The following is a 25,501-nucleotide window of genomic DNA, read 5'->3' on the forward strand; positions in this document are numbered from 1 at the left end:
GAATGAAAAAGAAATTGACTAGTTTAGCACTTGCAGGCGCTTTTTTAGGCTTGTCATGGTATGGAAATGTTCAAGCTCAAGAAAGTTCAGGAAATAAAATTCACTTTATAAATGTTCATGAAGGTGGAAGTGATGCGATTATTCTTGAAAGCAATGGACATTTTGCCATGGTGGATACAGGAGAAGATTATGATTTCCCAGATGGAAGTGATTCTCGTTATCCATGGAGACAGGGTATCAATACAACTTATAAGCATGTTCTAACAGACCGTGTCTTTCGTCGTTTGAAGGAATTGGGTGTCCAAAAACTTGATTTTATTTTGGTGACCCATACTCACAGTGATCATATTGGAAATGCTGATGAATTACTGTCTACCTATCCAGTTGACCGAGTCTATCTTAAGAAATATAGTGATAATCGTATTACTAAGCCTAAACGTCTTTGGGATAATCTGTATGGCTATGATAAGGTTTTACAGACTGCCGCAGAAAAAGGTGTTTCAGTGATTCAAAACATCACACAAGGAGATGCTCATTTTCAGTTTGGGGACATGGATATTCAGCTCTATAATTATGAAAATGAATATGATGAGAATGGAAATCTTAAACCTGTTTGGGATGATAATTCCAATTCCTTGATTAGTGTAGTAAAAGTCAATGGCAAGAAAATTTATCTTGGGGGCGACTTAGATAATGTTCATGGAGCAGAAGACAAGTACGGTTCTCTCATTGGAAAAGTTGATTTGATGAAGTTTAATCATCATTTAGATACAAAAAATTTTATAAGAAATTTGTCTCCTGAGATAATTGTTCAAACTTCTTCCTCACCAATTGGTTCGTATGATAGCGGTGAAGAAATAAATAGGGAATATATTAGCTGGCTTGAATCAATGGGAATTCAACATATAAACGCAGCCAGCAAAGACTATGATGCGACAGTTTTTGATATTCGAAAAGACGGTTTTGTCAATATTTCAACATCCTACAAGCCGATTCCAAGTTTTCAAGCTGGTTGGCATAAAAGTGCTTATGGAAACTGGTGGTATCAAGCGCCTGATTCTACAGGAGAGTATGCTGTCGGTTGGAATGAAATTGAAGGTGAATGGTACTATTTTAATCAGAGGGGAATCCTGCTATATAATCAATGGAAAAAATGGAACAATCGTTGGTTCTATTTGACAGACTCTGGTGCTGCTGCTAAAAATTGGAAGAAAATCGCTGGAATCTGGTATTATTTTAACAAAGAAAACCAGATGGAAATTGGTTGGATTCAAGATAAAGAACAGTGGTATTATTTGGATGTTGATGGCTCTATGAAGACAGGTTGGCTTCAATATAAGGGGCAATGGTATTACTTTGCTCCATCAGGGGAAATGAAAACGGGCTGGGTAAAAGATAAAGAAACCTGGTACTATATGGATTCTACTGGTATCATGAAGACAGGTGAGATAGAAGTTTCTGGTCATCATTACTATCTAGAAGAATCAGGAGCTATGAAGCAAGGCTGGCTTAAAAAGGCAAATGATTGGTATTTCTACAAGACAGACGGTTCACAAGCTGTGGGTTGGATTAAAGACAAGGATAAATGGTACTTCTTGAAAGAAAATGGTCAATTACTTGTGAATGGTAAGACACCAGAAGGCTATACTGTTGATTCAAGTGGAGCCTGGTTAGTGGATGTTCCGGTCGAGAAATCTGTTACAACTAGAGAGACAAGTAACTCAGAAATAAAAGAATCCAAAGAAGTAGTGAAAAAAGATCTTGAAAATAAAGAAACGAGTCAACACGAAAGTATTACAAGTTCTTCAACTAGTCAGGATTTGACTTCCTCAACTTCACAAAGCTCTGAAACGAGTGCAAACAAATCGGAATCAGAACAGTAGTAAAAAAGAAGGTTTTAGGGCCTTCTTTTTCCTATCAACTCTTTTCTATTTCCTGCCATTCATGTTATAATGGATAAATATGAAGAATCGGAGTGAGACTATGAAATACAAACGGATTGTCTTTAAGGTGGGGACTTCTTCTCTGACGAATGAAGATGGAAGTTTATCACGTAGTAAAGTAAAGGCTATTACCCAGCAGTTGGCTATGTTACACGAGGCGGGTCATGAGTTGATTTTGGTGTCGTCGGGTGCCATTGCTGCAGGTTTTGGAGCCTTAGGATTTAAAAAGCGTCCGACTAAGATTGCTGATAAGCAGGCTTCAGCAGCGGTAGGGCAAGGCCTTTTGTTGGAAGAATACACGACCAATCTTCTCTTGCGCCAAATCGTTTCTGCACAGATCCTGCTAACACAGGATGACTTTGTAGATAAGCGTCGTTATAAAAATGCCCATCAGGCTTTGTCAGTTCTACTTAGCCGTGGCGCGATTCCTATCATCAATGAGAATGACAGTGTCGTTATTGATGAGCTCAAGGTTGGGGACAATGACACTCTGAGTGCGCAGGTGGCGGCCATGGTCCAAGCAGACCTTTTGGTCCTCTTGACAGATGTGGACGGCCTTTATACTGGAAATCCTAATTCAGATCCAAGAGCCAAACGCTTGGAGAAAATCGAGACTATCAATCGTGAGATTATTGATATGGCTGGTGGAGCTGGCTCGTCAAATGGAACTGGAGGCATGCTAACAAAAATCAAAGCTGCAACTATCGCGACAGAATCGGGCGTTCCTGTTTATATCTGCTCATCCTTGAAAGTAGATGCCATGATTGAGGCATCTGAGGAGACCAAGGATGGTTCCTACTTTGTTGCTCAAGAGAAGGGACTTCGTACCCAGAAACAATGGCTGGCCTTTTATGCTCAGAGTCAAGGTTCTATTTGGGTTGATAAAGGGGCTGCAGAAGCTCTCTCTCAACATGGCAAGAGTCTCCTTTTATCTGGTGTTGTTGAAGCAGAAGGCGCCTTTTCTTACGGTGATATCGTGACAGTATTTGACAAGGAAAGTGGAAAATCACTTGGAAAAGGGCGCGTGCAATTTGGTGCATCTGCTTTGGAGGATATGTTGCGTTCTCAAAAAGCCAAGGGTGTCTTGATTCACCGTGATGACTGGATTTCCATTACTCCTGAAATCCAATTACTCTTTACAGAATTTTAGAGGTAAACTATGGTAAGTACACAAGAACAATTTGAACAGGTACAGGCTGTTAAAAAATCAATCAACACAGCTAGTGAAGCAGTGAAAAATCAAGCCTTGTTAGCCATGGCTGATCACTTATTAGCAGCTACTGAGGAGATTTTAGTGGCCAATACCCTTGATATGGCAGCGGCTAAGGGGAAAATCTCAGATGTGATGTTGGATCGTCTTTATTTGGATGCAGGTCGTATAGAAGCGATGGCAACTGGGATTCGTGAAGTGGTTGCTTTACCAGATCCAATCGGTGAAGTTTTAGAAACCAATCAGCTTGAAAATGGTTTGGTTATCACCAAAAAACGTGTGGCTATGGGTGTTATCGGTATTATCTATGAAAGTCGTCCAAATGTGACGTCTGATGCGGCTGCTTTGGCTCTCAAGAGTGGAAATGCGGTTGTTCTTCGTAGTGGTAAGGACGCCTATCAAACTGCCCATGCTATTGTTAAAGCTTTGAAAAAGGGCTTGGAGACAACGACCATTCATCCAGATGTGATTCAACTAGTGGAAGATACTAGCCGAGAAAGTAGCTATGCTATGATGAAGGCCAAGGGCTATCTAGACCTCCTTATTCCTCGTGGGGGAGCTGGTTTGATCAATGCAGTGGTTGAGAATGCTATCGTACCTGTTATCGAGACCGGGACAGGGATTGTCCATGTTTATGTCGATAAGGATGCAGACGAAGACAAGGCTCTGTCTATCATCAACAATGCCAAAACCAGTCGTCCTTCTGTCTGCAATGCCATGGAGGTTCTACTTGTTCATGAAGACAAGGCGGCGGATTTCCTTCCTCGTTTGGAGAAGGTGCTGGTTGCAGATCGAAAAGAAGCTGGACTGGAACCAATTCAATTCCGACTTGATAGCAAAGCAAGTCAGTTTGTTTCAGGCCAAGCAGCTGAGGCTCAAGACTTTGATACCGAGTTTTTAGACTATGTCCTAGCTGTTAAAGTTGTTAGCAGTTTAGAAGAAGCGGTTGCCCATATTGAAGCCCACAGTACCCATCATTCGGATGCCATTGTGACTGAAAATGTTGAAGCTGCAGCTTACTTTACAGATCAAGTGGACTCTGCAGCGGTGTATGTTAATGCCTCAACTCGTTTCACCGATGGAGGTCAATTTGGTCTGGGTTGTGAAATGGGAATTTCTACTCAGAAACTGCACGCGCGTGGTCCCATGGGCTTAAAAGAATTGACTAGCTATAAGTATGTGGTTACTGGTGACGGACAGATAAGGGAGTAAGAGATGAAGATTGGATTTATCGGCTTAGGAAATATGGGAGCTAGTTTGGCCAAGTCTGTTTTGCAGACCAAGACGGGTGACCAGATTCTTCTTGCCAATCGCAGTCAAGCCAAGGTGGATGCTTTCATTGCAGACTTTGGTGGTCAGGCTTCCAGCAACGAAGAAATTTTCGCAGAAGCAGATGTGATTTTTCTAGGAGTAAAGCCTGCACAGTTCTCAGACTTGCTTTCTCAATACCAGACTATCCTTGAAAAACGAGAAAGTCTTCTTTTGATTTCTATGGCAGCTGGATTGACCTTGGAAAAACTGGCCAGTCTTCTTCCAAATCAACACAGAATTATTCGTATGATGCCAAATACCCCTGCTTCTATCGGGCAAGGAGTGATTAGCTATGCCTTGTCTCCTAATTGCAGGGCTGAGGACAGTGATATCTTTTGTCAGCTTTTAGCCAAGGCTGGTCTCTTGGTTGAACTTGGGGAAAGCTTAATTGATGCAGCGACAGGTCTTGCAGGTTGTGGACCAGCTTTTGTCTATCTCTTTATTGAGGCCTTGGCAGATGCAGGTGTTCAGACAGGATTACCACGAGAAACAGCATTGAAAATGGCGGCTCAAACTGTGGTAGGAGCTGGGAAATTGCTCCTAGAAAGCCAAGAGCATCCTGGGGTCTTAAAAGATCAAGTTTGTAGCCCAGGCGGTTCGACTATCGCTGGTGTAGCAAGCCTAGAAGCGCATGCTTTTCGAGGAACAGTCATGGAGGCAGTTGGTCAAGCCTATAAACGAACACAAGAACTAGGTAAATAAGAGGTGGATGTGTCTGCCTCTTTTATGGTGCTTGAAATGAGAAGACAAAAAGATTGTCACAAACCCCTATTTTTTTGATAGAATAGAAGTAGTAAAAAAGAAATGAGTTAGACATGTCAAAAGGATTTTTAGTCTCTCTTGAGGGACCAGAGGGAGCAGGAAAGACCAGTGTTTTAGAGGCTCTGCTCCCAATTTTAGAGGAAAAAGGAGTAGAGGTGCTGACGACTCGTGAACCTGGTGGAGTCTTGATTGGGGAGAAGATTCGGGAAGTGATTTTGGACCCAAGTCATACTCAGATGGATGCTAAGACAGAGCTCCTTCTCTATATTGCTAGTCGCAGACAGCACTTGGTGGAAAAAGTTCTTCCAGCTCTTGAAGCTGGTAAGTTGGTCATTATGGATCGTTTTATTGATAGTTCTGTTGCCTATCAGGGATTTGGTCGTGGCTTGGATATTGACGCCATTGATTGGCTCAATCAGTTTGCGACAGATGGCCTTAAACCCGATTTGACACTCTATTTTGATATCGAGGTGGAAGAAGGACTGGCTCGCATTGCTGCTAATAGCAATCGTGAGGTCAATCGTTTGGACTTGGAAGGGTTGGACTTGCATAAAAAAGTTCGTCAAGGCTACCTTTCTCTTCTGGATAAAGAAGGAAATCGCATTGTCAAGATTGATGCTAGCCTCCCTTTGGAGCAGGTTGTGGAAACTACCAAGGCTGTCTTGTTTGACAGAATGGGTTTGACAAGATGAAACAAGATCAACTAAAGGCCTGGCAGCCAGATCAGTTTGACCGCTTTGTCCGTATCCTAGAACAAGACCAGCTCAATCATGCCTATCTCTTTTCAGGTTTCTTTGGAAGCTTGGAAATGGCGCAGTTTTTGGCTAAGAGCCTTTTTTGTACAGATAAAGTAGGTGTGTTGCCATGTGAGAAATGCCGAAATTGTAAGCTGATTGAACAGGGAGAATTTCCCGATGTTACCTTGATTAAGCCAGTCAATCAGGTCATCAAGACAGAACGCATTCGGGAATTGGTGGGGCAGTTTTCTCAAGCAGGGATTGAAAGTCAGCAACAGGTCTTTATTATCGAGCAAGCTGAGAAAATGCATCCTAACGCGGCCAATTCTCTGCTCAAGGTCATCGAAGAACCCCAGAGTGAGGTTTATATTTTCTTCTTGACAAGCGATGAAGAAAAGATTTTACCGACCATCCGAAGTCGGACCCAGATTTTCCACTTTAAAAAGCAAGAAGAACAGCTCATCTTGCTCTTAGAACAAATGGGACTGGTTAAGAAAAAGGCGATCCTTCTAGCTCAGTTTAGTCAATCGCGGGCTGAAGCAGAAAAGTTGGCAAATCAGGCAAATTTTTGGATCTTAGTCGATGAAAGTGAACGCCTGCTGACTTGGTTAGTGGCTAAGAAAAAAGAAAGTTATTTGCAAGTTGCCAAACTAGCTAGCTTGGCAGATGACAAGGAAAAACAAGATCAGGTTTTACGGATTCTTGAAGTTCTCTGTGGACAAGATATCCTACAAGCAAGAGTAAGGGTGATTCTACAAGATTTGCTAGAAGCTAGAAAAATGTGGCAGGCTAATGTCAGCTTTCAAAATGCCATGGAATATCTAGTCTTGAAAGAAATATAAACTCAAAAATGATCGATAAAGAAAGGAAAGGGCTGTTTTATGGACAAAAAAGAATTATTTGACGCGCTGGATGATTTTTCCCAACAGTTATTGGTAACCTTGGCCGATGTGGAAGCCATCAAGAAAAATCTCAAGAGCCTGGTAGAGGAAAATACAGCTCTTCGCTTGGAAAATAGTAAGTTGCGCGAACGCTTGGGTGAGGTGGAAGCAGACGCTCCTGTCAAGGCCAAACATGTTCGCGAAAGTGTCCGTCGAATTTATAAAGATGGTTTTCACGTATGTAATGATTTTTATGGACAACGTCGAGAGCAGGACGAGGAATGTATGTTCTGTGACGAGTTACTATACAGGGAGTAGGCATGCAGATTCAAAAAAGTTTTAAGGGGCAGTCTCCCTACGGCAAGCTGTATTTAGTGGCAACGCCGATTGGCAATCTAGATGATATGACATTTCGAGCCATCCAGACCTTGAAAGAAGTGGACTGGATTGCGGCTGAGGACACGCGCAATACAGGGCTTCTGCTCAAGCATTTTGACATTTCTACAAAGCAGATCAGTTTTCATGAGCACAATGCCAAGGAAAAGATTCCTGATTTGATTGATTTCCTGAAAGCAGGGCAAAGTATTGCTCAGGTATCCGACGCGGGTCTGCCTAGTATTTCAGACCCTGGTCATGATTTGGTTAAGGCTGCTATTGAGGAAGAAATTGCGGTTGTGACTGTTCCAGGTGCCTCTGCAGGAATTTCTGCCTTGATTGCCAGTGGTTTAGCGCCACAGCCACATATCTTTTACGGTTTTTTACCGAGAAAATCAGGCCAGCAAAAGCAATTTTTCGACTTGAAAAAAGACTATCCTGAAACACAGATTTTTTACGAATCGCCTCATCGTGTAGCAGATACGTTGGAAAATATGCTAGAAGTCTACGGTGACCGCTCGGTCGTCTTGGTCAGAGAATTGACCAAAATCTATGAAGAATACCAACGCGGAATCATTTCTGAGTTATTAGAAAGCATCTCTGAAACGCCACTCAAGGGCGAATGCCTTCTCATTGTTGAAGGTGCCAGTCGGGATATGGAAGAAAAAGACGAGGAGGACTTGTTTTCAGAAATCCAAGCCCGCATCCAACATGGCATGAAGAAAAATCAAGCCATCAAGGAAGTAGCTAAGATTTACCAGTGGAATAAAAGTCAACTCTACGCTGCCTACCACGATTGGGAAGAAAATCAAGAAAATGACTAAACAGGGAAGTTTGCCTTCTTCCCTTTTTTTGTTATACTAGTAGAAGAAAAAAATAGAAAGATTTGTGGGAGTGAAAAAGTCCTGTGGACTTTTTCAGCCTGAGCCAAGAAATTCGAGAGCGAGGAAAGTCCTGTGGACTTTTTCAACCTGAGCCAAGAAATTCGAGAGCGAAGTGAGTCCGATTGGCTTTTTCAATGTGAAACTTGTCTTCACACTCCCAAAGAGGTATTAGTGTCGTGTCTCAATCTTATATCAATGTTATCGGTGCTGGTTTGGCAGGTTCTGAAGCAGCCTACCAAATCGCAGAGCGTGGTATTCCAGTTAAACTTTATGAAATGCGTGGTGTCAAGTCAACACCCCAGCACAAAACAGACAATTTTGCAGAGTTAGTTTGTTCCAATTCTCTTCGTGGAGATGCTCTGACAAATGCAGTTGGTCTTCTCAAGGAAGAAATGCGTCGCTTGGGTTCTGTTATCTTAGAATCTGCTGAAGCAACCCGTGTTCCTGCAGGAGGAGCTCTTGCGGTGGACCGTGATGGTTTCTCCCAAATGGTGACTGAGAAAGTTGCTAACCACCCCTTGATTGAAGTGGTTCGTGATGAAATTACAGAATTGCCGACAGATGTTATTACGGTTGTCGCTACTGGTCCTTTGACCAGCGATGCTCTGGCTGAGAAGATTCATACCCTTAATGATGGCGATGGTTTCTATTTCTACGATGCGGCAGCGCCTATTATTGATGTCAACACCATCGATATGAGCAAGGTCTATCTCAAGTCTCGTTATGATAAGGGGGAAGCCGCTTATCTCAACGCGCCCATGACCAAGCAAGAGTTTATGGATTTCCATGAAGCCTTGGTCAATGCGGAAGAAGCTCCGCTTAATTCCTTTGAAAAAGAAAAGTATTTTGAAGGATGCATGCCGATTGAAGTCATGGCCAAACGTGGCATTAAAACCATGCTTTATGGACCTATGAAACCAGTGGGTCTTGAGTATCCAGACGACTACACAGGACCTCGTGATGGAGAATTTAAAACACCTTATGCGGTGGTTCAACTTCGTCAGGACAATGCGGCTGGTAGCCTCTACAATATCGTCGGTTTCCAGACCCACCTAAAATGGGGAGAACAAAAACGTGTTTTCCAAATGATTCCAGGTCTTGAAAATGCTGAGTTTGTTCGTTATGGTGTCATGCACCGCAATTCTTATATGGATTCACCAAATCTTCTTGAGCAGACTTACCGTTCTAAGAAACAACCAAATCTCTTCTTTGCTGGTCAGATGACGGGTGTAGAGGGTTATGTTGAATCAGCGGCGTCAGGCTTAGTTGCGGGAATTAACGCGGCTCGTCTTTTCAAGGGAGAAAGCCAGGCTATTTTCCCAGAAACAACAGCGATTGGAAGTCTGGCTCATTACATCACCCATGCCGACAGCAAACATTTCCAACCGATGAATGTCAATTTCGGAATTATCAAGGAGTTGGAAGGAGAACGTATCCGTGATAAGAAGGCTCGTTATGAAAAAATTGCAGAGCGTGCCCTTGATGACTTAGAGGAATTTTTAACGGTCTAATTTTTTTCAAAGAATTGCTCATGATACTATAAAAATCTTAGAAATTGTGATAAAATAGGTAGGATAAAAAAAGGAGAGTGAAAATGGCGAATCCCAAGTATAAACGTATTTTAATCAAGTTATCAGGTGAAGCCCTTGCCGGTGAACGTGGCGTAGGGATTGATATCCAAACAGTTCAAACAATCGCAAAAGAGATTCAAGAAGTTCATAGCTTAGGTATCGAAATTGCCCTTGTTATTGGTGGAGGAAATCTCTGGCGTGGAGAACCTGCTGCTGAAGCAGGAATGGATCGCGTTCAGGCAGATTACACAGGAATGCTTGGGACTGTTATGAATGCTCTTGTGATGGCAGATTCACTGCAACAAGTTGGGGTTGATACTCGTGTACAAACAGCTATTGCTATGCAACAAGTGGCAGAGCCTTACGTACGTGGACGTGCCCTTCGTCATCTTGAAAAAGGCCGTATCGTTATCTTTGGTGCCGGAATTGGTTCACCATACTTCTCAACAGATACAACAGCGGCTCTTCGTGCAGCTGAAATCGAAGCAGATGCCATCCTTATGGCTAAAAATGGTGTCGACGGTGTTTACAATGCCGATCCTAAGAAAGACAAGACAGCCGTTAAGTTTGAAGAATTGACCCACCGTGACGTTATCAATAAAGGTCTTCGTATTATGGACTCAACAGCTTCAACCCTCTCAATGGACAACGACATTGACTTGGTTGTCTTTAACATGAACCAACCAGGCAACATCAAACGTGTCGTATTTGGTGAAAATATCGGAACAACAGTTTCAAATAATATCGAAGAAAAGGAATAAGAAAGAATATGGCTAACGCAATTATTGAAAAAGCTAAAGAGAGAATGACCCAGTCTCACCAATCACTTGCTCGTGAATTTGGTGGTATCCGTGCTGGCCGTGCCAATGCAAGCTTGCTTGACCGTGTACATGTAGAATACTATGGAGTAGAAACTCCTCTTAACCAAATCGCTTCAATTACGATTCCAGAAGCGCGTGTTTTGTTGGTGACACCATTTGACAAGTCTTCATTGAAAGACATCGAACGTGCCTTGAATGCCTCTGATCTTGGTATCACACCAGCGAACGATGGTTCTGTTATTCGTTTGGTTATCCCTGCTCTGACAGAAGAAACTCGTCGTGACCTTGCTAAAGAAGTGAAGAAGGTCGGCGAAAATGCTAAAGTGGCTGTCCGCAATATTCGTCGTGATGCTATGGACGAAGCTAAGAAACAAGAAAAAGCAAAAGAAATCACTGAAGACGAATTGAAGACTCTTGAAAAAGACATTCAAAAAGTAACAGACGATGCTGTTAAACACATCGACGACATGACTGCTAACAAAGAAAAAGAACTTTTGGAAGTCTAAAAATAAACAGAAAAACTCAGTTGGCATTGCTGGCTGAGTTTTATTCGAAAGAAGGAAATATGAATACAAATCTTGCAAGTTTTATCGTTGGACTAGTCATCGATGAAAATGACCGATTTTACTTTGTGCAAAAGGATGGTCAAACCTATGCACTTGCCAAGGAAGAAGGTCAGCATACAGTAGGGGATACGGTCAAAGGTTTTGCTTACACGGATATGAAGCAAAAACTCCGTTTGACAACACTTGAGGTCACTGCCACTCAGGATCAATTTGGTTGGGGAACTGTAACGGAGGTTCGTAAGGACTTGGGTGTCTTTGTGGATACAGGCCTTCCTGACAAGGAAATCGTTGTGTCACTCGATATTCTCCCTGAGCTCAAGGAACTCTGGCCTAAGAAGGGTGACCAACTCTACATCCGTCTTGAAGTGGATAAGAAAGACCGTATCTGGGGACTCTTGGCTTATCAGGAAGACTTCCAACGTCTAGCTCGTCCTGCCTACAACAACATGCAGAATCAAAACTGGCCAGCCGTTGTATACCGTCTCAAGCTGTCAGGAACTTTTGTTTACCTGCCAGAAAATAACATGCTTGGCTTTATCCATCCTAGCGAGCGTTACGCAGAGCCACGTTTGGGACAAGTTCTAGATGCGCGTGTCATTGGTTTCCGTGAAGTGGACCGTACCTTGAACCTCTCCCTCAAACCACGTTCTTTTGAAATGTTGGAAAATGATGCTCAGATGATTTTGACCTACTTGGAAAGCAATGGCGGTTTCATGACCTTAAATGATAAGTCATCTCCAGACGACATCAAGGCAATCTTTGGCATTTCTAAAGGTCAGTTTAAAAAAGCTCTAGGTGGTCTTATGAAGGCTGGTAAAATCAAGCAAGACCAGTTTGGGACAGAGTTGATTTAGGTCTTATAGACATGATAAAGAAATTTGAAGAAATGAGTTTAGAGGAACTCTGGCAACTTTTTCCTATTTTTCTAGTAGAGCACAAGTCAGAGTGGAAAGACTGGTATGAATTGGAGAAAACAAGTCTGAAAAAAATATTGGGTGCAAATGTTATTAAAAGAATAGAACATATCGGTAGCACTGCTATCCCTAATATTTGGGCCAAAAATATCGTTGATATTCTGTTAGAAGTAGGTAGAATAGAGGATTTAGCAAGAGTTAGGGATTTATTGGTGAAGAATGGGTGGCTAGTGATGTCGGAGAGTCCTAACAGGATTTCGCTAAATAAAGGATATACAGAGCAGGGATTTGCTGAGAAAGTTTTTCATTTACATTTGCGAATGACGGGAGATCATAACGAGATTTATTTTAGAGATTATCTCTGCCAGCATCCAGATATCGCCCAAGCGTATCAGGAATTAAAACTCAGTTTGTGGAAACACTTTGAACACAATCGAGACGCCTATACAGATGCGAAAACGGATTTTATAAACCACTATGTGTCAGAGGCTAAGTCCAGTAATTTTTAAAAATCAGAAAAGTTTCATCAAAAAAAGTCTTGATAGGAGAAAGAATTGAGAAAATCATTTTACACTTGGCTCATGACCGAGCGCAACCCTAAAAGTAATAGTCCCAAAGCTATCTTGGCAGACCTCGCTTTTGAAGAGTCAGCCTTTCCAAAACACACAGATGATTTTGATGAGGTGAGTCGCTTTTTGGAGGAGCACGCTAGTTTCTCTTTCAATCTAGGAGACTTTGACGCTATCTGGCAAGAATACTTAGAACACTAGCATGATTCATTGGGTTTGGGCTAGTAATTTCTCCACCCCTTTGCTATAATAAAAAGAAATAAAAGGATTAGAGAGGTTCTTTATTTGAAGGAACATTCAATTGACATTCAACTAAGTCATCCAGATGATCTGTTTCATCTTTTTGGTTCCAATGAACGCCATCTTCGTTTGATGGAAGAAGAGCTTGATGTGGTGATTCATGCTCGTACGGAGATTGTGCAGGTTTTGGGAGAAGAGACTGCCTGTGAGGAAGCCCGTCAAGTTATTCAGGCTTTGATGGTCTTGGTAAATCGTGGGATGACCGTTGGTACGCCAGATGTGGTGACTGCGATTAGTATGGTCAAAAACGATGAAATCGACAAGTTTGTCGCCCTTTACGAAGAAGAAATCATCAAGGATAATACTGGTAAACCTATTCGTGTCAAAACACTGGGTCAAAAACTTTATGTGGATAGTGTTAAACAGCACGATGTGACCTTTGGAATTGGGCCAGCAGGGACAGGGAAGACCTTTCTTGCAGTGACCTTGGCAGTGACTGCTCTTAAACGTGGGCAGGTCAAGCGGATTATCTTGACTCGTCCAGCAGTGGAAGCAGGAGAGAGTCTAGGTTTTCTTCCGGGTGATCTTAAGGAGAAGGTAGATCCTTACCTTAGACCGGTTTATGATGCCTTGTATCAGATTCTGGGGAAAGACCAAACGACTCGTCTCATGGAGCGTGAAATTATCGAGATTGCGCCCCTTGCCTACATGCGTGGACGGACCTTGGATGATGCCTTTGTCATTCTCGATGAGGCACAAAATACGACCATCATGCAGATGAAGATGTTCTTGACTCGTTTAGGCTTTAATTCTAAGATGATCGTCAATGGAGATATCAGTCAGATTGACCTGCCACGCAATGTCAAGTCCGGTTTGATTGATGCCCAAGAAAAGCTCAAGAATATTCACCAAATTGACTTTGTTCATTTTTCAGCCAAGGATGTTGTTCGCCATCCAGTTGTCGCTCAGATTATCCGAGCTTATGAACCAGCTCCAATTAAAAATGAAGAGCGTGAAGAATTAGATCCTCAACCTCTATCTGAAGGATAGTTCTTTTGTACTTAAAGTTATCTCAATACTAAGTATAAATTTGCTTTTTAAATGTTTCATTCAATATCCTTATATTAGATTAGAAAGGTTTCAAGTGGAGAAAACGTATGGAATCAATTTTTGTAAAACTTGCCCAGTATCCGTCTATAGAAACGGAGCGTTTATTGCTTAGACCTGTAACCTTGGATGATGCGGAAGCAATGTTTGACTATGCCTCGGACAGAGAAAATACTCGTTACACTTTTCCAACCAATCAAAGCTTGGAAGAAACTAAGAATAACATTGGTCAGTTTTACTTGGCCAATCCCTTGGGGCGTTGGGGAATAGAACTAAAAAGCAATGGCAAATTTATTGGAACCATTGACTTGCACAAGATTGATCCTGTTCTTAAGAAGGCAGCTATTGGCTACATTATTAATAAAAAGTATTGGAATCAAGGATTGACGACAGAAGCCAATCGTGCCGTAATTAAGCTAGTTTTTGAGAAAATAGGAATGAACAAGTTAGTTGCTCTTCACGATAAGGATAATCCTGCATCTGGAAAGGTCATGGAGAAATCAGGAATGCGTTTTTCCCACGAAGAAGCTTATGCTTGTATGGACCAGCATGAAGAAGACCGAATCGTGACAAGAGTTCATTATGTCTTGACCAAGGAAGACTATTTTGCAAATAAATAAGCAGTTGAGAAGAAATTTTCAACTGTTTTTTCTTCCTCTTACGAATAATTTAAGAGAGGAGAAAATATGGAAGTAATTATCGAGAAAATCAAAGAGTATAAAATTATTGTCATCTGTACTGGTCTGGGCTTGCTTGTAGGAGGATTTTTCCTACTAAAACCAGCTCCAGAAACACCTGTCAAGGAAACGAATTTGCAGGCAGAAGTTGCAGCTGTTTCCAAGGATTCATCGACCGAAAAGGATGTGAAGGAAGAACCCCTTGAACAAGATCTAATTACAGTAGATGTGAAAGGTGCTGTAAAATCACCAGGGATTTATGATTTGCCGGTAGGTAGTCGAGTCAATGACGCTGTTCAGAAGGCAGGTGGTTTGACAGAGCAAGCAGACAGTAAGTTGCTCAATCTAGCACAGAAAGTTAGTGATGAGGCTCTGGTTTACGTCCCAACTAAGGGAGAAGAGACAGCTAGTCAGCAGGCAGGTTCTGGGACAGCTTCTTCGACGAGCAAGGAAAAGAAGGTCAATCTCAACAAGGCCAGTCTGGAAGAACTCAAGCAGGTCAAAGGACTGGGTGGCAAACGAGCTCAGGATATTATCGATCATCGTGAGGCAAATGGGAAATTTAAGTCGGTTGATGAACTCAAGAAAGTCTCTGGTATTGGTGCCAAGACCATAGAAAAGCTAAAAGACTATGTTACAGTGGATTAAAAACATTCCCACTCCCCTAATTTATCTGAGTTTTCTATTGCTTTGGCTTTACTACGCTATTTTCTCAGCATCCTATCTTGCTTTATTGGGCTTCGTTTTTCTGCTAGTCTGTCTCTTTTTCCAATTTCCTTGGAAATCAGCAGGCAGAGTTCTAGTGATTTGTGGAATCTTTGGCTTCTGGTTTCTGTTTCAAACTTGGCAACAGAGTCAAGCGAGTCAAAATTTGGCGGATTCTGTTGAAAGGGTACGGATTTTACCAGACACTATTAAGGTCAATGGTGACAGTCTATCCTTTCGTGGCAAGTCTGATGGACGCATTTTTCAAGTTTATTATAAACTCCAGTCCGAGGAGGAGAAAGAACAATTTCAAGCTTTAACAGACCTTCATGAGATAGGACTAGAAGGGAAGCTTTCTGAGCCAGAAGGGCAGAGAAATTTTGGTGGCTTTGACTACCAAGCCTATCTGAAAACTCAAGGAATTTACCAGATACTGACTATCAAGAGTATCCAGTCACTTCAAAAGGTTGGCAGTTGGGATATAGGAGAAAATCTATCCAGTTTACGCCGAAAGGCTGTGGTTTGGATTAAGATGCACTTTCCAGATCCTATGCGCAATTACATGACGGGGCTCTTGCTAGGACATCTGGATACAGACTTTGAGGAGATGAATGAACTTTATTCCAGTCTAGGAATTATTCACCTATTTGCCTTATCGGGGATGCAGGTAGGATTTTTCATGGATGGCTTTAAGAAACTACTCTTGCGATTAGGCTTGACCCAAGAAAAGTTGAAGTGGTTGACTTATCCCTTTTCCCTTATTTATGCAGGTCTGACAGGATTTTCAGCCTCGGTCATTCGCAGTCTCTTACAAAAGTTACTGGCTCAACATGGTGTTAAGGGCTTGGATAATTTTGCCTTGACTGTGCTTGTACTCTTTATTATCATGCCCAACTTTTTCCTGACTGCAGGAGGAGTTTTGTCATGTGCTTATGCTTTTATCTTGACTATGACTAGCAAAGAAGGGGAGGGGCTCAAGACTATTGCCAGAGAAAGTCTAGTCATTTCCTTGGGAATATTGCCCATTTTATCCTTCTATTTTGCAGAATTTCAGCCTTGGTCTATCCTTTTGACCTTTGTCTTTTCCTTTCTATTTGACTTAATCTTCTTACCGCTCCTGTCTATCTTATTTGCTCTTTCCTTTCTCTATCCAGTCATTCAGCTGAATTTTATTTTTGAATGGTTGGAGGGGATGATTCGCTTGGTATCACAGGTGGCAAGTAGACCTCTGGTCTTTGGACAACCCAATGCATGGCTGTTGATACTACTATTAATTTCTTTGGCTTTAGTCTATGATTTGAGGAAAAACATTAAAAGGCTAATAGTATTGAGTTTATTGATTACAGGGCTCTTTCTCCTGACCAAGTATCCACTAGAAAATGAAATCACCATGCTGGATGTGGGGCAAGGCGAAAGTATTTTCCTACGGGATGTAACTGGGAAAACCATTCTCCTAGACGTAGGTGGCAAGGCAGAATCTGATAAGAAAATCGAAAAATGGCAAGAAAAGGCGACGACCAGCAATGCTCAGCGAAGCTTGATACCCTATCTTAAAAGTCGAGGAGTGAGCAAGATTGACCAGCTGATTTTGACAAATACGGACAAGGAACATGTTGGAGATTTGTTGGAGGTGACCAAGGCTTTCCATGTAGGCGAAATTTTAGTGTCCAAAGGCAGTTTGAAACAGAAGGAATTTGTGGCAGAACTACAAGAGACACAAACCAAGGTGCGTAGTGTGACAGTAGGGGAGAACTTATCCATTTTTGAAAGTCAGTTAGAAGTTCTATCTCCAAGGAAAATCGGAGATGGTGGTCATGAAGATTCTCTGGTTCTTTATGGGAAACTTTTGGATAAGCACTTTCTCTTCACTGGAAATTTGGAGGAGAAAGGAGAGAAGGACTTGCTGAAGCATTATCCTGACCTAGAGGTGGATGTTTTGAAAGCTAGCCAACACGGCTCTAAAAAATCATCAAGTTCAGACTTTTTAGAACAGCTCAAACCAGAGTTTACTCTCATCTCAGTTGGAAAGAACAATCGAACGAAATTACCCCATCAGGAAACCTTGACCCGACTGGAAGATATCAATAGCAAAGTTTACCGAACTGACCAGCAAGGAGCTATACGCTTTAAAGGTTGGAAAAATTGGAAAATCGAAAGTGTTCGATAGGAAGGACAAATATTATATATTAGTAAAATAAACTAAAAATCTGTTGCATAATAATGATAAAAACGATATAATGAAAGCGTATTTAACATTAATGATATAAAACCATTAAAAATTAGTAAAAATCGTTTAATTAGTTTATGATTATTGGTCTTTTTCAGTCCAGTATATCTGCTGTGAGCGTCCTTAAAACTTATCGGTATGCTTGAAATACCTACTATAGGTCTAGTATGAATTACCACAGATATAGCTATATTAATGTTCTGTTATGATCTCGTTATTATAGCTATTCTGAGTATAAAGTTGGTTCTGGTTTGAATTACAATCGTTATGAGGTAATAAACTACTACAGCGGAGGCTATTAATCCTTAAAGAGTGATAAAAAGGAGGGCTAGATATGTTGCAACTTACTCATGTGACCTTAAAAACGCGACAAGTCATCTTACAAGATGTTGATTTTACATTTGAAAAAGGTAGGATTTATGGTATTCTTGCTATCAATGGCTCTGGAAAGACGACCCTATTCCGAGCCATTAGCAATTTAATTCCTATAAGTAGCGGAAATATTGCAGCCTCTCCTTCTTTATTTTATTATGAGAGTATTGAATGGCTGGATGGAAACTTAAGTGGGATGGACTATCTTCGCCTTATCAAAAACATCTGGAAGTCAGGGCTGAACTTGGGGGATGAAATTGATTACTGGGAAATGTCTGACTATATCAGTCTTCCCATTCGCAAGTATTCCTTAGGCATGAAGCAACGCTTGGTGATTGCCATGTATTTCCTCAGTCAGGCGAAATGCTGGCTCATGGATGAGATTACAAATGGCTTAGATGAGTATTATCGACAGAAGTTTTTTGATAGGCTAGCACAAATCGATAGACAAGAACAGCTGGTTCTTTTAAGTTCCCACTATAAGGAAGAGTTGCTTGATGTCTGCGATAGAGTAGTAACCATTCATCGGGGAAAGATAGAAGAGGTTTAGTTTATGAAAGATGTTGGTCTATTTTTATTAAAAAAAGTTTTCAAAAGTCGCTTAAATTGGATTATCTTAGCTTTATTTGTATCTGGACTCGGTGTTACCTTTTATTTAAATAGTCGGACTGCAAACTCTCACAGCTTGGAGAGCGAGTTGGAAACCTATCTTGTAAAAAATGAGAGAGTCATCAATGAATATGAAGAGGAACTCTCCCAAATATCTGATACCAACTCGGAGGAATACCAGATTGCTAAAATTAATTTAGAATCGCAAAAAAATCATTCGACTCAAAAGACAGAAATTCTGACTTTATTAAAAGAAGGGCGATGGAAAGAAGCCTACTATTTGCAGTGGCAAGATGAAGAGAAGAATTATGAAATGATATCAAATAACCCGACTATTAGCTCTGACTTTAAAATGGCGGTTGACCGCCAACGAAAGATTTACCAAGCCCTGTATCCCTTGAACATAAAAGCACATACTTTGGAGTTTCCGACCCACGGGATTGATCAGATTGTCTGGATTTTAGAGGCTATCATCCCAACCTTGTTTGTGATTGCGATTATTTTTATGCTAACGCAACTATTTGCAGAAAGATATCAAAATCATCTGGACACTGCTCAATTATATCCTTTTTCAAAAGTGACATTTGCCATGTCCTCTCTTGGAGTTGGAGTGGGCTATGTAAGTGTGCTGTTTATCGGAATCAGCGGATTTTCTTTTCTAGTGGGAAGTCTGATAAGTGGTTTTGGACAGTTAGATTATCCCTACCCGATTTATAGCTTAGTGAATCAAGAGGTAACTATTGGAAAAATACAAGATGTGTTATTTCCTGGCTTGTTATTAGCTTTCTTAGCCTTTATCGTCATTGTGGAAGTAGTGTACTTGATTGCTTACTTTTTCAAGCAAAAAATGCCTGTCCTCTTTCTTTCACTCATTGGAATTGTTGGCTTATTGTTTGGCATCCAAACAATTCAGCCTCTTCAAAAGATTGCACATCTGATTCCCTTTACTTACTTGCGTTCAGTGGAGATTTTATCTGGAAGATTACCTAAGCAAATTGATAATGTCAATCTGAATTGGAGCATGGGAATGGTCTTACTTCCTTGCCTGATTATCCTTTTGTTAGTGGGGATTCTATTTATCGAAAGATGGGGCAGTTCACGTAAAAGGGAAGTTTTTAATAGATTCTAGCTTTCCTATAGGGAAGCTAAGGAAAAACTAACATAGAGAGGGAATCAACTTGATTCTCTCTTTTTGATTCGAAAACCAAGCCAAAATACAAAGCCAAAATATAAACAGAAACTTTTCAAAAAAATAACTTTTTATCTTGACAAGAGCTCGAAAACTTGGTATCATATAAAAGTTGAGAAAAGCAGAAGTGAGAGCTTCTCGCCTTGTGACATTAAGTTGCCTGGCCCTACGGATGAAAAGTTTCTAAGAAACGCTATCATAACGTGCGGGCTTGTATATTTACGAGTCCGCTATTGTTTTTCTCTAATAAAACAAAAGAGGTGAAAACCATAGCAAAGCAAGACTTATTCATCAATGATGAGATTCGTGTACGTGAAGTTCGCTTGATTGGTCTTGAAGGAGAACAGCTAGGCATCAAGCCACTCAGTGAAGCGCAAGCTTTGGCTGATAACGCTAATGTTGACCTAGTATTGATTCAACCCCAAGCCAAACCGCCTGTTGCAAAAATTATGGACTACGGTAAGTTCAAATTTGAGTACCAGAAGAAGCAAAAAGAACAACGTAAAAAACAAAGTGTTGTTACTGTGAAAGAAGTTCGTCTAAGTCCAACGATTGACAAGGGTGACTTTGATACAAAACTTCGCAATGCACGCAAATTCCTTGAAAAAGGAAATAAAGTTAAGGTATCTATTCGCTTTAAGGGTCGTATGATTACCCATAAAGAGATTGGTGCAAAAGTTTTAGCCGAGTTTGCTGAAGCAACTCAAGATATTGCCATCATCGAACAACGTGCTAAAATGGATGGACGTCAAATGTTCATGCAATTGGCGCCAGCAACTGACAAAAAATAATTGTCAGAAAGTTAAATAAAGGAGAAAAAATCATGCCAAAACAAAAAACACACCGCGCATCAGCTAAACGTTTCAAACGTACAGGTTCTGGTGGACTTAAACGTTTCCGTGCTTACACTTCTCACCGTTTCCACGGAAAAACTAAGAAACAACGTCGTCATCTTCGTAAAGCATCTATGGTGCATTCAGGAGACTACAAACGTATCAAAGCAATGCTTACTCGCTTGAAATAATAGCTTGACTGTAAGTAAACAATTCTAGGAAATATTTGGAGGAAATAAAACATGGCACGTGTTAAAGGTGGCGTTGTATCACGCAAACGTCGTAAACGTATTCTTAAATTAGCAAAAGGTTACTATGGAGCTAAACACATCTTGTTCCGTACTGCAAAAGAACAAGTAATGAACTCTTACTACTATGCATACCGTGACCGTCGTCAGAAAAAACGTGACTTCCGCAAATTGTGGATCACTCGTATCAACGCGGCAGCTCGTATGAACGGACTTTCATACTCACAATTGATGCATGGTTTGAAATTGGCTGAGATCGAAGTTAACCGTAAAATGCTTGCTGACTTGGCTGTTAACGATGCAGCAGCTTTCACAGCTCTTGCAGATGCAGCTAAAGCAAAACTTGGTAAATAATAACAGATAAGACTGGAACAGGATTGTCCCAGTCTTTTTAAAAATAAAGGAGAAAAATATGGCTTCAAAAATGCTACACACTTGCTTGCGAGTAGAAAACCTTGAAAAATCAATCGCATTTTATCAAGATGCTTTTGGTTTTAAAGAATTGCGTCGCAGAGATTTTCCAGATCATGCCTTCACGATTGTCTATCTAGGTCTTGAGGGTGACGACTATGAGTTGGAATTGACTTATAACTACGATCACGGGCCTTATGTGGTTGGAGATGGCTTTGCTCATATCGCCCTCAGTACACCTGATCTTGAGGCACTTCATCAAGAGCATAGTGCAAAAGGATATGAAGTGACTGAGCCAAATGGTCTACCAGGAACTGCACCTAACTATTACTTTGTCAAAGACCCTGATGGCTACAAGGTCGAAGTCATTCGTGAAAAATAATCTCGTGAAGTCAAGTAGAATGTTCGTTTTCTACTTGACTTTTTTTAGATGAAAGAGTATACTAATAAAAATTTAACCTTTAAGGGGAGTCCAGAGAGACTCACAAGGTGTCAGATAAAAGAATAGTACAATTTTCTAGAGGAGACTTTTTGAGTGTGCTCTCTTGTGTTGTACGATTTTAACTGAGGCCTTGCACTAGCAAGGTCTTTTCTTTGTCTGATCCCCTTAAAATTTAAGGAGGAAAAGTCATGAATCCCACATGTAAGAAACGTTTGGGTGCCATTCGTTTGGAAACCATGAAGGTGGTAGCACAGGAGGAAATCGCACCAGCAATCTTTGAATTAGTCCTAGAAGGAGAAATGGTTGAAGCTATGCGAGCAGGCCAATTTCTACATCTGCGTGTGCCTGATGACGCCCATCTTTTGCGTCGTCCTATCTCAATTTCGTCTATTGATAAGGTAAACAAACAGTGTCATCTCATTTATCGGATTGAAGGGGCTGGGACTGCTATTTTTTCAACCTTAAGTCAGGGAGATACTCTTGATGTGATGGGGCCACAGGGAAATGGTTTTGACTTGTCTGACCTAGATGAGCAGAGCCAGGTACTCCTCGTTGGTGGTGGAATTGGTGTTCCTCCCTTGCTTGAGGTTGCTAAGGAATTGCATGCGCGTGGTGTGAAAGTAGTGACAGTTCTCGGTTTTGCTAATAAGGATGCTGTTATTTTAGAGACGGAATTAGCTCAATATGGGCAGGTATTTGTAACGACAGATGATGGTTCTTATGGCATTAAGGGAAATGTCTCTGTAGTCATCAAGGATTTAGACAGTCAGTTTGACGCTGTTTACTCATGTGGGGCGCCTGGAATGATGAAGTATATTAATCAAACCTTTTATAATCACCCAAGAGCCTATCTATCTTTGGAATCTCGTATGGCTTGTGGGATGGGGGCTTGCTATGCCTGCGTCCTAAAAGTACCAGAAAGCGAGACGGTCAGCCAACGCGTCTGTGAAGATGGTCCTGTTTTCCGCACAGGAACAGTTGTATTATAAGGAGAAAATCATGACTACAAATCGTTTACAAGTTTCTCTCCCAGGCTTGGATTTGAAAAATCCCATTATTCCAGCATCAGGCTGTTTTGGTTTTGGTCAAGAGTATGCCAAGTACTATGATTTAGACCTTTTGGGTTCTATTATGATCAAGGCGACAACCCTTGAACCACGCTTTGGCAATCCAACTCCAAGGGTGGCAGAAACACCTGCTGGCATGCTAAATGCAATTGGCTTGCAAAATCCTGGTTTAGAGGTTGTTTTGGCTGAAAAGCTACCGTGGCTGGAAAGAGAATATCCAAATCTTCCTATTATTGCCAATGTGGCTGGTTTTTCAAAACAAGAGTATGCAGCTGTTTCTCATGGTATTTCTAAGGCAACTAATGTAAAGGCCATAGAGCTCAATATTTCTTGCCCTAACGTAGATCACTGTAATCATGGACTTTTGATTGGTCAAGATCCTGATCTGGCTTATGATGTGGTGAAAGCAGCTGTGGAAGCCTCTGATGTGCCAGTTTATGTCAAACTAACCCCTAGTGTGACCAATATCGTTACTGTCGCTAAAGCTGCAGAAGATGCGGGGGCAAGTGGCTTAACCATGATCAATACTTTAGTTGGAATGCGCTTTGACCTCAAAACCAGAAAACCAATTTTGGCAAATGGAACAGGTGGGATGTCTGGTCCCGCAGTCTTTCCAGTAGCCCTCAAACTCATCCGTCAAGTAGCTCAAACAACAGACCTGCCCATCATTGGAATGGGGGGAGTGGATTCGGCTGACGCTGCTCTAGAAATGTATCTGGCTGGAGCATCGGCTATTGGAGTTGGAACAGCCAACTTTACCAATCCTTATGCCTGCCCTGATATCATCGAAAATCTGCCAAAAGCCATGGACAAATACGGCATTAGCAGTCTAGAAGATCTACGCAAGAAAGTAAAAGAGTCTCTGAGATAAACTGCAATCTATCTGTTCTTGATTTTTTATTAGTTTGTAATGTTGATTATAGAGAATTTTGATATAATGAAATGAGTAAGAACAGAGGAAGAAAGTTAATGAAGAAATTGAGATTTGTTTTTTTAGCTCTGCTATTTTTCTTAGCCAGACCAGAGAGTGCAATGGCTAGCGATGGTACTTGGCAAGGAAAACAATACCTAAAAGCAGATGGTAGTCAAGCAGCCAATGAGTGGGTTTTTGATGCTCACTATCAATCTTGGTTTTATATAAAAGAAGATGCCAACTATGCTGAAAATGAATGGCTGAAACAAGGTGACGACTATTTTTACCTAAAATCTGGTGGCTATATGGCCAAGTCAGAATGGGTAGAAGACAAGGGAGTCCTCTATTATCTTGACCAAAATGGAAAGATGAAAAGAAATGCTTGGGTAGGAACTTCCTATATTGGTGCAACAGGTGCCAAAGTAATCGAAGACTGGGTCTATGATTCTCAATACGACGCTTGGTTTTATATCAAAGCAGATGGACAACACGCAGAGAAAGAATGGCTCCAAATTAAGGGCAAGGACTATTATTTTAAATCTGGCGGTTATTTGCTAACAAGTCAGTGGATTGATCAGGCTTATGTGAATGCTAGTGGTGCCAAAGTACAGCAAGGTTGGCTTTATGACAAACAATACCAATCTTGGTTTTACATCAAAGAAAATGGAAATCATGCTGAGAAAGAATGGATTTTCGAAAATGGCCACTATTATTATCTAAAATCCGGTGGCTATATGGCAGTGAATGAATGGATTTGGGATAAGGAGTCATGGTTTTACCTCAAATCTGATGGGAAAATGACTGAGAAAGAATGGCTATACGATGCTAAAAGTCAAGCCTGGTACTACTTCAAATCTGGTGGCTACATGGCGAAAAATGAGACTGTAGATGGTTATCAGCTTGGAAGCGACGGTAAATGGCTTGGAGAAAAAGCTACAAATGAAAATGCTGCTTATTATCAAGTAGTACCTGTCACAGCAAATGTTTATAATGCAGATGGTGAAAAGCTCTCCTATATATCGCAAGGTAGTGTCGTCTGGCTAGATAAGGATAGAAAAAGTGATGACAAGCGCTTGGCTATTACTATTTCTGGTTTGTCAGGCTATATGAAAACAGAAGATTTACAAGCACTAGATGCTAGTAAGGACTTTATCCCTTATTATGAGAGTGATGGCCACCGTTTTTATCACTATGTGGCTCAGAATGCTAGTATTCCAGTAGCTTCTCATCTTTCTGATATGGAAGTAGGCAAGAAATATTATTCGGCAGATGGGCTGCATTTTGATGGTTTTAAGCTTGAAAATCCCTTCCTTTTCAAAGACTTAACAGAGGCTACAAACTATAGTGCTGAAGACTTGGATAAGGTATTTAGTCTGTTAAATATTGACAATAGTCTCTTGGAAAATAAGGGGGCTACCTTTAAGGAAGCCGAAGAACATTACCATATCAATGCCCTTTACCTCCTTGCCCATAGTGCCTTAGAAAGTGACTGGGGACGAAGTAAGATTGCCAAAGATAAGAATAATTTCTTTGGAATTACAGCCTATGATACGACTCCTTACCTTTCTGCCAAGACATTTGATGATGTGGATAAGGGAATTTTAGGTGCAACCAAGTGGATTAAGGAAAATTATATCGATAGGGGTAGAACTTTCCTTGGAAACAAGGCGTCTGGTATGAATGTAGAATATGCATCAGACCCTTATTGGGGCGAAAAAATTGCTAGTGTGATGATGAAAATCAATGAGAAACTAGGTGGCAAAGATTAGTCCTATAATTGGATATGATTTGAGTGAGTAGTAATACTCTTCGAAAATCTCTTCAAACCACGTCAGCTTCGCCTTGGATTATATATGGTTACTGACTTTGTCAGTTCTATCTGCAACCTCAAAACAGTGTTTTGAGCTGACTTCGTCA

Annotated in this window: 27 protein-coding genes, 1 pseudogene and 1 other annotated feature; all 28 genes and pseudogenes read left to right on the plus strand. The window is 41.1% G+C overall.

The window, feature by feature from the left end; all coding sequences use genetic code 11:
* Window positions 1-2 precede the first annotated feature (2 nt).
* Window positions 3-1,883 (plus strand): MBL fold metallo-hydrolase, encoded by a 1,881-nt coding sequence (locus QS39_RS06160; protein ID WP_077804946.1) that lies wholly within the window; start codon window positions 3-5, stop codon window positions 1,881-1,883.
* Between the two features lie 100 nt (window positions 1,884-1,983).
* Window positions 1,984-3,093, plus strand: a complete 1,110-nt coding sequence (proB, locus tag QS39_RS06165; RefSeq protein WP_219335917.1) for a glutamate 5-kinase — start codon at window positions 1,984-1,986, stop codon at window positions 3,091-3,093.
* 9 nt (window positions 3,094-3,102) lie between these two features.
* Window positions 3,103-4,365, plus strand: a complete 1,263-nt coding sequence (locus QS39_RS06170) for a glutamate-5-semialdehyde dehydrogenase (protein ID WP_077804948.1) — start codon at window positions 3,103-3,105, stop codon at window positions 4,363-4,365.
* A 3-nt stretch (window positions 4,366-4,368) separates the two neighbouring features.
* Window positions 4,369-5,166, plus strand: coding sequence for a pyrroline-5-carboxylate reductase (proC, locus tag QS39_RS06175; RefSeq protein WP_077804949.1), 798 nt, complete (start codon window positions 4,369-4,371; stop codon window positions 5,164-5,166).
* A gap of 113 nt (window positions 5,167-5,279) precedes the next feature.
* The gene (gene tmk / locus QS39_RS06180; RefSeq protein WP_077804950.1) at window positions 5,280-5,918 is read left to right on the plus strand and encodes a dTMP kinase; all 639 of its coding nucleotides are present in this window, start codon (window positions 5,280-5,282) and stop codon (window positions 5,916-5,918) included.
* Entirely contained in the window at window positions 5,915-6,805 is an 891-nt protein-coding gene (locus QS39_RS06185; RefSeq protein WP_077804951.1) for a DNA polymerase III subunit delta', read from the plus strand. Before tmk ends, QS39_RS06185 begins: the two co-directional genes overlap by 4 nt.
* A 39-nt stretch (window positions 6,806-6,844) precedes the next feature.
* Window positions 6,845-7,162: a DNA replication initiation control protein YabA gene (yabA, locus tag QS39_RS06190; protein WP_000358227.1), complete on the plus strand. Its 318-nt coding sequence runs from the start codon at window positions 6,845-6,847 to the stop codon at window positions 7,160-7,162.
* A 2-nt stretch (window positions 7,163-7,164) separates the two neighbouring features.
* A complete protein-coding gene (rsmI, locus tag QS39_RS06195) occupies window positions 7,165-8,043 on the plus strand; it encodes a 16S rRNA (cytidine(1402)-2'-O)-methyltransferase (protein ID WP_077804952.1) in 879 nt (292 codons plus the stop codon).
* A 236-nt stretch (window positions 8,044-8,279) separates the two neighbouring features.
* A complete protein-coding gene (trmFO, locus tag QS39_RS06200; protein WP_077804953.1) occupies window positions 8,280-9,614 on the plus strand; it encodes a methylenetetrahydrofolate--tRNA-(uracil(54)-C(5))-methyltransferase (FADH(2)-oxidizing) TrmFO in 1,335 nt (444 codons plus the stop codon).
* An 83-nt stretch (window positions 9,615-9,697) separates the two neighbouring features.
* The gene (gene pyrH, locus QS39_RS06205; RefSeq protein ID WP_000002996.1) at window positions 9,698-10,435 is read left to right on the plus strand and encodes a UMP kinase; all 738 of its coding nucleotides are present in this window, start codon (window positions 9,698-9,700) and stop codon (window positions 10,433-10,435) included.
* Between the two features lie 8 nt (window positions 10,436-10,443).
* The gene (frr, locus tag QS39_RS06210) at window positions 10,444-11,001 is read left to right on the plus strand and encodes a ribosome recycling factor (protein WP_001262225.1); all 558 of its coding nucleotides are present in this window, start codon (window positions 10,444-10,446) and stop codon (window positions 10,999-11,001) included.
* A gap of 59 nt (window positions 11,002-11,060) precedes the next feature.
* Complete coding sequence (gene cvfB, locus QS39_RS06215; protein WP_077804954.1) at window positions 11,061-11,915, plus strand: RNA-binding virulence regulatory protein CvfB; 855 nt, start codon at window positions 11,061-11,063, stop codon at window positions 11,913-11,915.
* A gap of 11 nt (window positions 11,916-11,926) precedes the next feature.
* Window positions 11,927-12,484: a GrpB family protein gene (locus tag QS39_RS06220; protein WP_077804955.1), complete on the plus strand. Its 558-nt coding sequence runs from the start codon at window positions 11,927-11,929 to the stop codon at window positions 12,482-12,484.
* 45 nt (window positions 12,485-12,529) lie between these two features.
* A complete protein-coding gene (locus tag QS39_RS06225; RefSeq protein ID WP_001232084.1) occupies window positions 12,530-12,745 on the plus strand; it encodes a YozE family protein in 216 nt (71 codons plus the stop codon).
* Between the two features lie 84 nt (window positions 12,746-12,829).
* A complete protein-coding gene (locus tag QS39_RS06230) occupies window positions 12,830-13,834 on the plus strand; it encodes a PhoH family protein (RefSeq protein ID WP_077804956.1) in 1,005 nt (334 codons plus the stop codon).
* 107 nt (window positions 13,835-13,941) lie between these two features.
* Complete coding sequence (locus tag QS39_RS06235) at window positions 13,942-14,511, plus strand: GNAT family N-acetyltransferase (protein WP_077804957.1); 570 nt, start codon at window positions 13,942-13,944, stop codon at window positions 14,509-14,511.
* 66 nt (window positions 14,512-14,577) lie between these two features.
* The gene (locus QS39_RS06240) at window positions 14,578-15,216 is read left to right on the plus strand and encodes a helix-hairpin-helix domain-containing protein (RefSeq protein ID WP_077804958.1); all 639 of its coding nucleotides are present in this window, start codon (window positions 14,578-14,580) and stop codon (window positions 15,214-15,216) included.
* Window positions 15,200-17,440: a DNA internalization-related competence protein ComEC/Rec2 gene (locus QS39_RS06245; protein WP_077804959.1), complete on the plus strand. Its 2,241-nt coding sequence runs from the start codon at window positions 15,200-15,202 to the stop codon at window positions 17,438-17,440. The genes QS39_RS06240 and QS39_RS06245 overlap by 17 nt, the downstream gene beginning before the upstream one ends.
* A 137-nt stretch (window positions 17,441-17,577) precedes the next feature.
* Window positions 17,578-17,802: pseudogene (locus QS39_RS11340) on the plus strand (hypothetical protein).
* Between the two features lie 32 nt (window positions 17,803-17,834).
* Window positions 17,835-18,422, plus strand: a complete 588-nt coding sequence (locus QS39_RS06255; RefSeq protein ID WP_077804960.1) for an ATP-binding cassette domain-containing protein — start codon at window positions 17,835-17,837, stop codon at window positions 18,420-18,422.
* Window positions 18,423-18,425: 3 nt separating this feature from the next.
* Window positions 18,426-19,610 carry a hypothetical protein gene (locus QS39_RS06260; RefSeq protein WP_077804961.1) on the plus strand — a complete coding sequence of 395 codons (1,185 nt, stop codon included), beginning with the start codon at window positions 18,426-18,428 and terminating at the stop codon, window positions 19,608-19,610.
* A gap of 173 nt (window positions 19,611-19,783) precedes the next feature.
* Window positions 19,784-19,915, plus strand: a sequence feature (ribosomal protein L20 leader region).
* Between the two features lie 15 nt (window positions 19,916-19,930).
* On the plus strand, window positions 19,931-20,461 hold the full coding sequence (gene infC / locus QS39_RS06265) for a translation initiation factor IF-3 (RefSeq protein ID WP_000848180.1): 531 nt from the start codon (window positions 19,931-19,933) through the stop codon (window positions 20,459-20,461).
* Between the two features lie 32 nt (window positions 20,462-20,493).
* Window positions 20,494-20,694: a 50S ribosomal protein L35 gene (gene rpmI / locus QS39_RS06270; RefSeq protein WP_001125943.1), complete on the plus strand. Its 201-nt coding sequence runs from the start codon at window positions 20,494-20,496 to the stop codon at window positions 20,692-20,694.
* Window positions 20,695-20,745: 51 nt separating this feature from the next.
* A complete protein-coding gene (gene rplT, locus QS39_RS06275; RefSeq protein WP_000124834.1) occupies window positions 20,746-21,105 on the plus strand; it encodes a 50S ribosomal protein L20 in 360 nt (119 codons plus the stop codon).
* Between the two features lie 58 nt (window positions 21,106-21,163).
* The gene (gene gloA, locus QS39_RS06280; RefSeq protein WP_000157153.1) at window positions 21,164-21,544 is read left to right on the plus strand and encodes a lactoylglutathione lyase; all 381 of its coding nucleotides are present in this window, start codon (window positions 21,164-21,166) and stop codon (window positions 21,542-21,544) included.
* A 248-nt stretch (window positions 21,545-21,792) separates the two neighbouring features.
* On the plus strand, window positions 21,793-22,593 hold the full coding sequence (locus QS39_RS06285) for a dihydroorotate dehydrogenase electron transfer subunit (protein WP_077804962.1): 801 nt from the start codon (window positions 21,793-21,795) through the stop codon (window positions 22,591-22,593).
* Window positions 22,556-23,542 (plus strand): dihydroorotate dehydrogenase, encoded by a 987-nt coding sequence (locus tag QS39_RS06290; protein ID WP_180375012.1) that lies wholly within the window; start codon window positions 22,556-22,558, stop codon window positions 23,540-23,542. Before QS39_RS06285 ends, QS39_RS06290 begins: the two co-directional genes overlap by 38 nt.
* Before the next feature lie 98 nt (window positions 23,543-23,640).
* Window positions 23,641-25,353 carry a glucosaminidase domain-containing protein gene (locus QS39_RS06295; RefSeq protein ID WP_077804964.1) on the plus strand — a complete coding sequence of 571 codons (1,713 nt, stop codon included), beginning with the start codon at window positions 23,641-23,643 and terminating at the stop codon, window positions 25,351-25,353.
* Window positions 25,354-25,501 lie beyond the last annotated feature (148 nt).

This window comes from Streptococcus mitis, assembly GCF_002005545.1.
Taxonomy (GTDB): Bacteria; Bacillota; Bacilli; order Lactobacillales; family Streptococcaceae; genus Streptococcus; species Streptococcus mitis_I.

What these genes read in the sequence shown, in the direction of transcription:
- QS39_RS06160 (WP_077804946.1), top strand. Translation starts at nt 3, where the DNA reads ATGAAAAAGAAATTGACTAGTTTAGCACTTGCAGGCGCTTTTTTAGGC.
- proB (WP_219335917.1), top strand. Translation starts at nt 1,984, where the DNA reads ATGAAATACAAACGGATTGTCTTTAAGGTGGGGACTTCTTCTCTGACG.
- QS39_RS06170 (WP_077804948.1), top strand. Translation starts at nt 3,103, where the DNA reads ATGGTAAGTACACAAGAACAATTTGAACAGGTACAGGCTGTTAAAAAA.
- proC (WP_077804949.1), top strand. Translation starts at nt 4,369, where the DNA reads ATGAAGATTGGATTTATCGGCTTAGGAAATATGGGAGCTAGTTTGGCC.
- tmk (WP_077804950.1), top strand. Translation starts at nt 5,280, where the DNA reads ATGTCAAAAGGATTTTTAGTCTCTCTTGAGGGACCAGAGGGAGCAGGA.
- QS39_RS06185 (WP_077804951.1), top strand. Translation starts at nt 5,915, where the DNA reads ATGAAACAAGATCAACTAAAGGCCTGGCAGCCAGATCAGTTTGACCGC.
- yabA (WP_000358227.1), top strand. Translation starts at nt 6,845, where the DNA reads ATGGACAAAAAAGAATTATTTGACGCGCTGGATGATTTTTCCCAACAG.
- rsmI (WP_077804952.1), top strand. Translation starts at nt 7,165, where the DNA reads ATGCAGATTCAAAAAAGTTTTAAGGGGCAGTCTCCCTACGGCAAGCTG.
- pyrH (WP_000002996.1), top strand. Translation starts at nt 9,698, where the DNA reads ATGGCGAATCCCAAGTATAAACGTATTTTAATCAAGTTATCAGGTGAA.
- frr (WP_001262225.1), top strand. Translation starts at nt 10,444, where the DNA reads ATGGCTAACGCAATTATTGAAAAAGCTAAAGAGAGAATGACCCAGTCT.
- cvfB (WP_077804954.1), top strand. Translation starts at nt 11,061, where the DNA reads ATGAATACAAATCTTGCAAGTTTTATCGTTGGACTAGTCATCGATGAA.
- QS39_RS06220 (WP_077804955.1), top strand. Translation starts at nt 11,927, where the DNA reads ATGATAAAGAAATTTGAAGAAATGAGTTTAGAGGAACTCTGGCAACTT.
- QS39_RS06235 (WP_077804957.1), top strand. Translation starts at nt 13,942, where the DNA reads ATGGAATCAATTTTTGTAAAACTTGCCCAGTATCCGTCTATAGAAACG.
- QS39_RS06240 (WP_077804958.1), top strand. Translation starts at nt 14,578, where the DNA reads ATGGAAGTAATTATCGAGAAAATCAAAGAGTATAAAATTATTGTCATC.
- QS39_RS06245 (WP_077804959.1), top strand. Translation starts at nt 15,200, where the DNA reads ATGTTACAGTGGATTAAAAACATTCCCACTCCCCTAATTTATCTGAGT.
- QS39_RS06255 (WP_077804960.1), top strand. Translation starts at nt 17,835, where the DNA reads ATGTTGCAACTTACTCATGTGACCTTAAAAACGCGACAAGTCATCTTA.
- QS39_RS06260 (WP_077804961.1), top strand. Translation starts at nt 18,426, where the DNA reads ATGAAAGATGTTGGTCTATTTTTATTAAAAAAAGTTTTCAAAAGTCGC.
- rpmI (WP_001125943.1), top strand. Translation starts at nt 20,494, where the DNA reads ATGCCAAAACAAAAAACACACCGCGCATCAGCTAAACGTTTCAAACGT.
- rplT (WP_000124834.1), top strand. Translation starts at nt 20,746, where the DNA reads ATGGCACGTGTTAAAGGTGGCGTTGTATCACGCAAACGTCGTAAACGT.
- gloA (WP_000157153.1), top strand. Translation starts at nt 21,164, where the DNA reads ATGGCTTCAAAAATGCTACACACTTGCTTGCGAGTAGAAAACCTTGAA.
- QS39_RS06285 (WP_077804962.1), top strand. Translation starts at nt 21,793, where the DNA reads ATGAATCCCACATGTAAGAAACGTTTGGGTGCCATTCGTTTGGAAACC.
- QS39_RS06290 (WP_180375012.1), top strand. Translation starts at nt 22,556, where the DNA reads ATGGTCCTGTTTTCCGCACAGGAACAGTTGTATTATAAGGAGAAAATC.
- QS39_RS06295 (WP_077804964.1), top strand. Translation starts at nt 23,641, where the DNA reads ATGAAGAAATTGAGATTTGTTTTTTTAGCTCTGCTATTTTTCTTAGCC.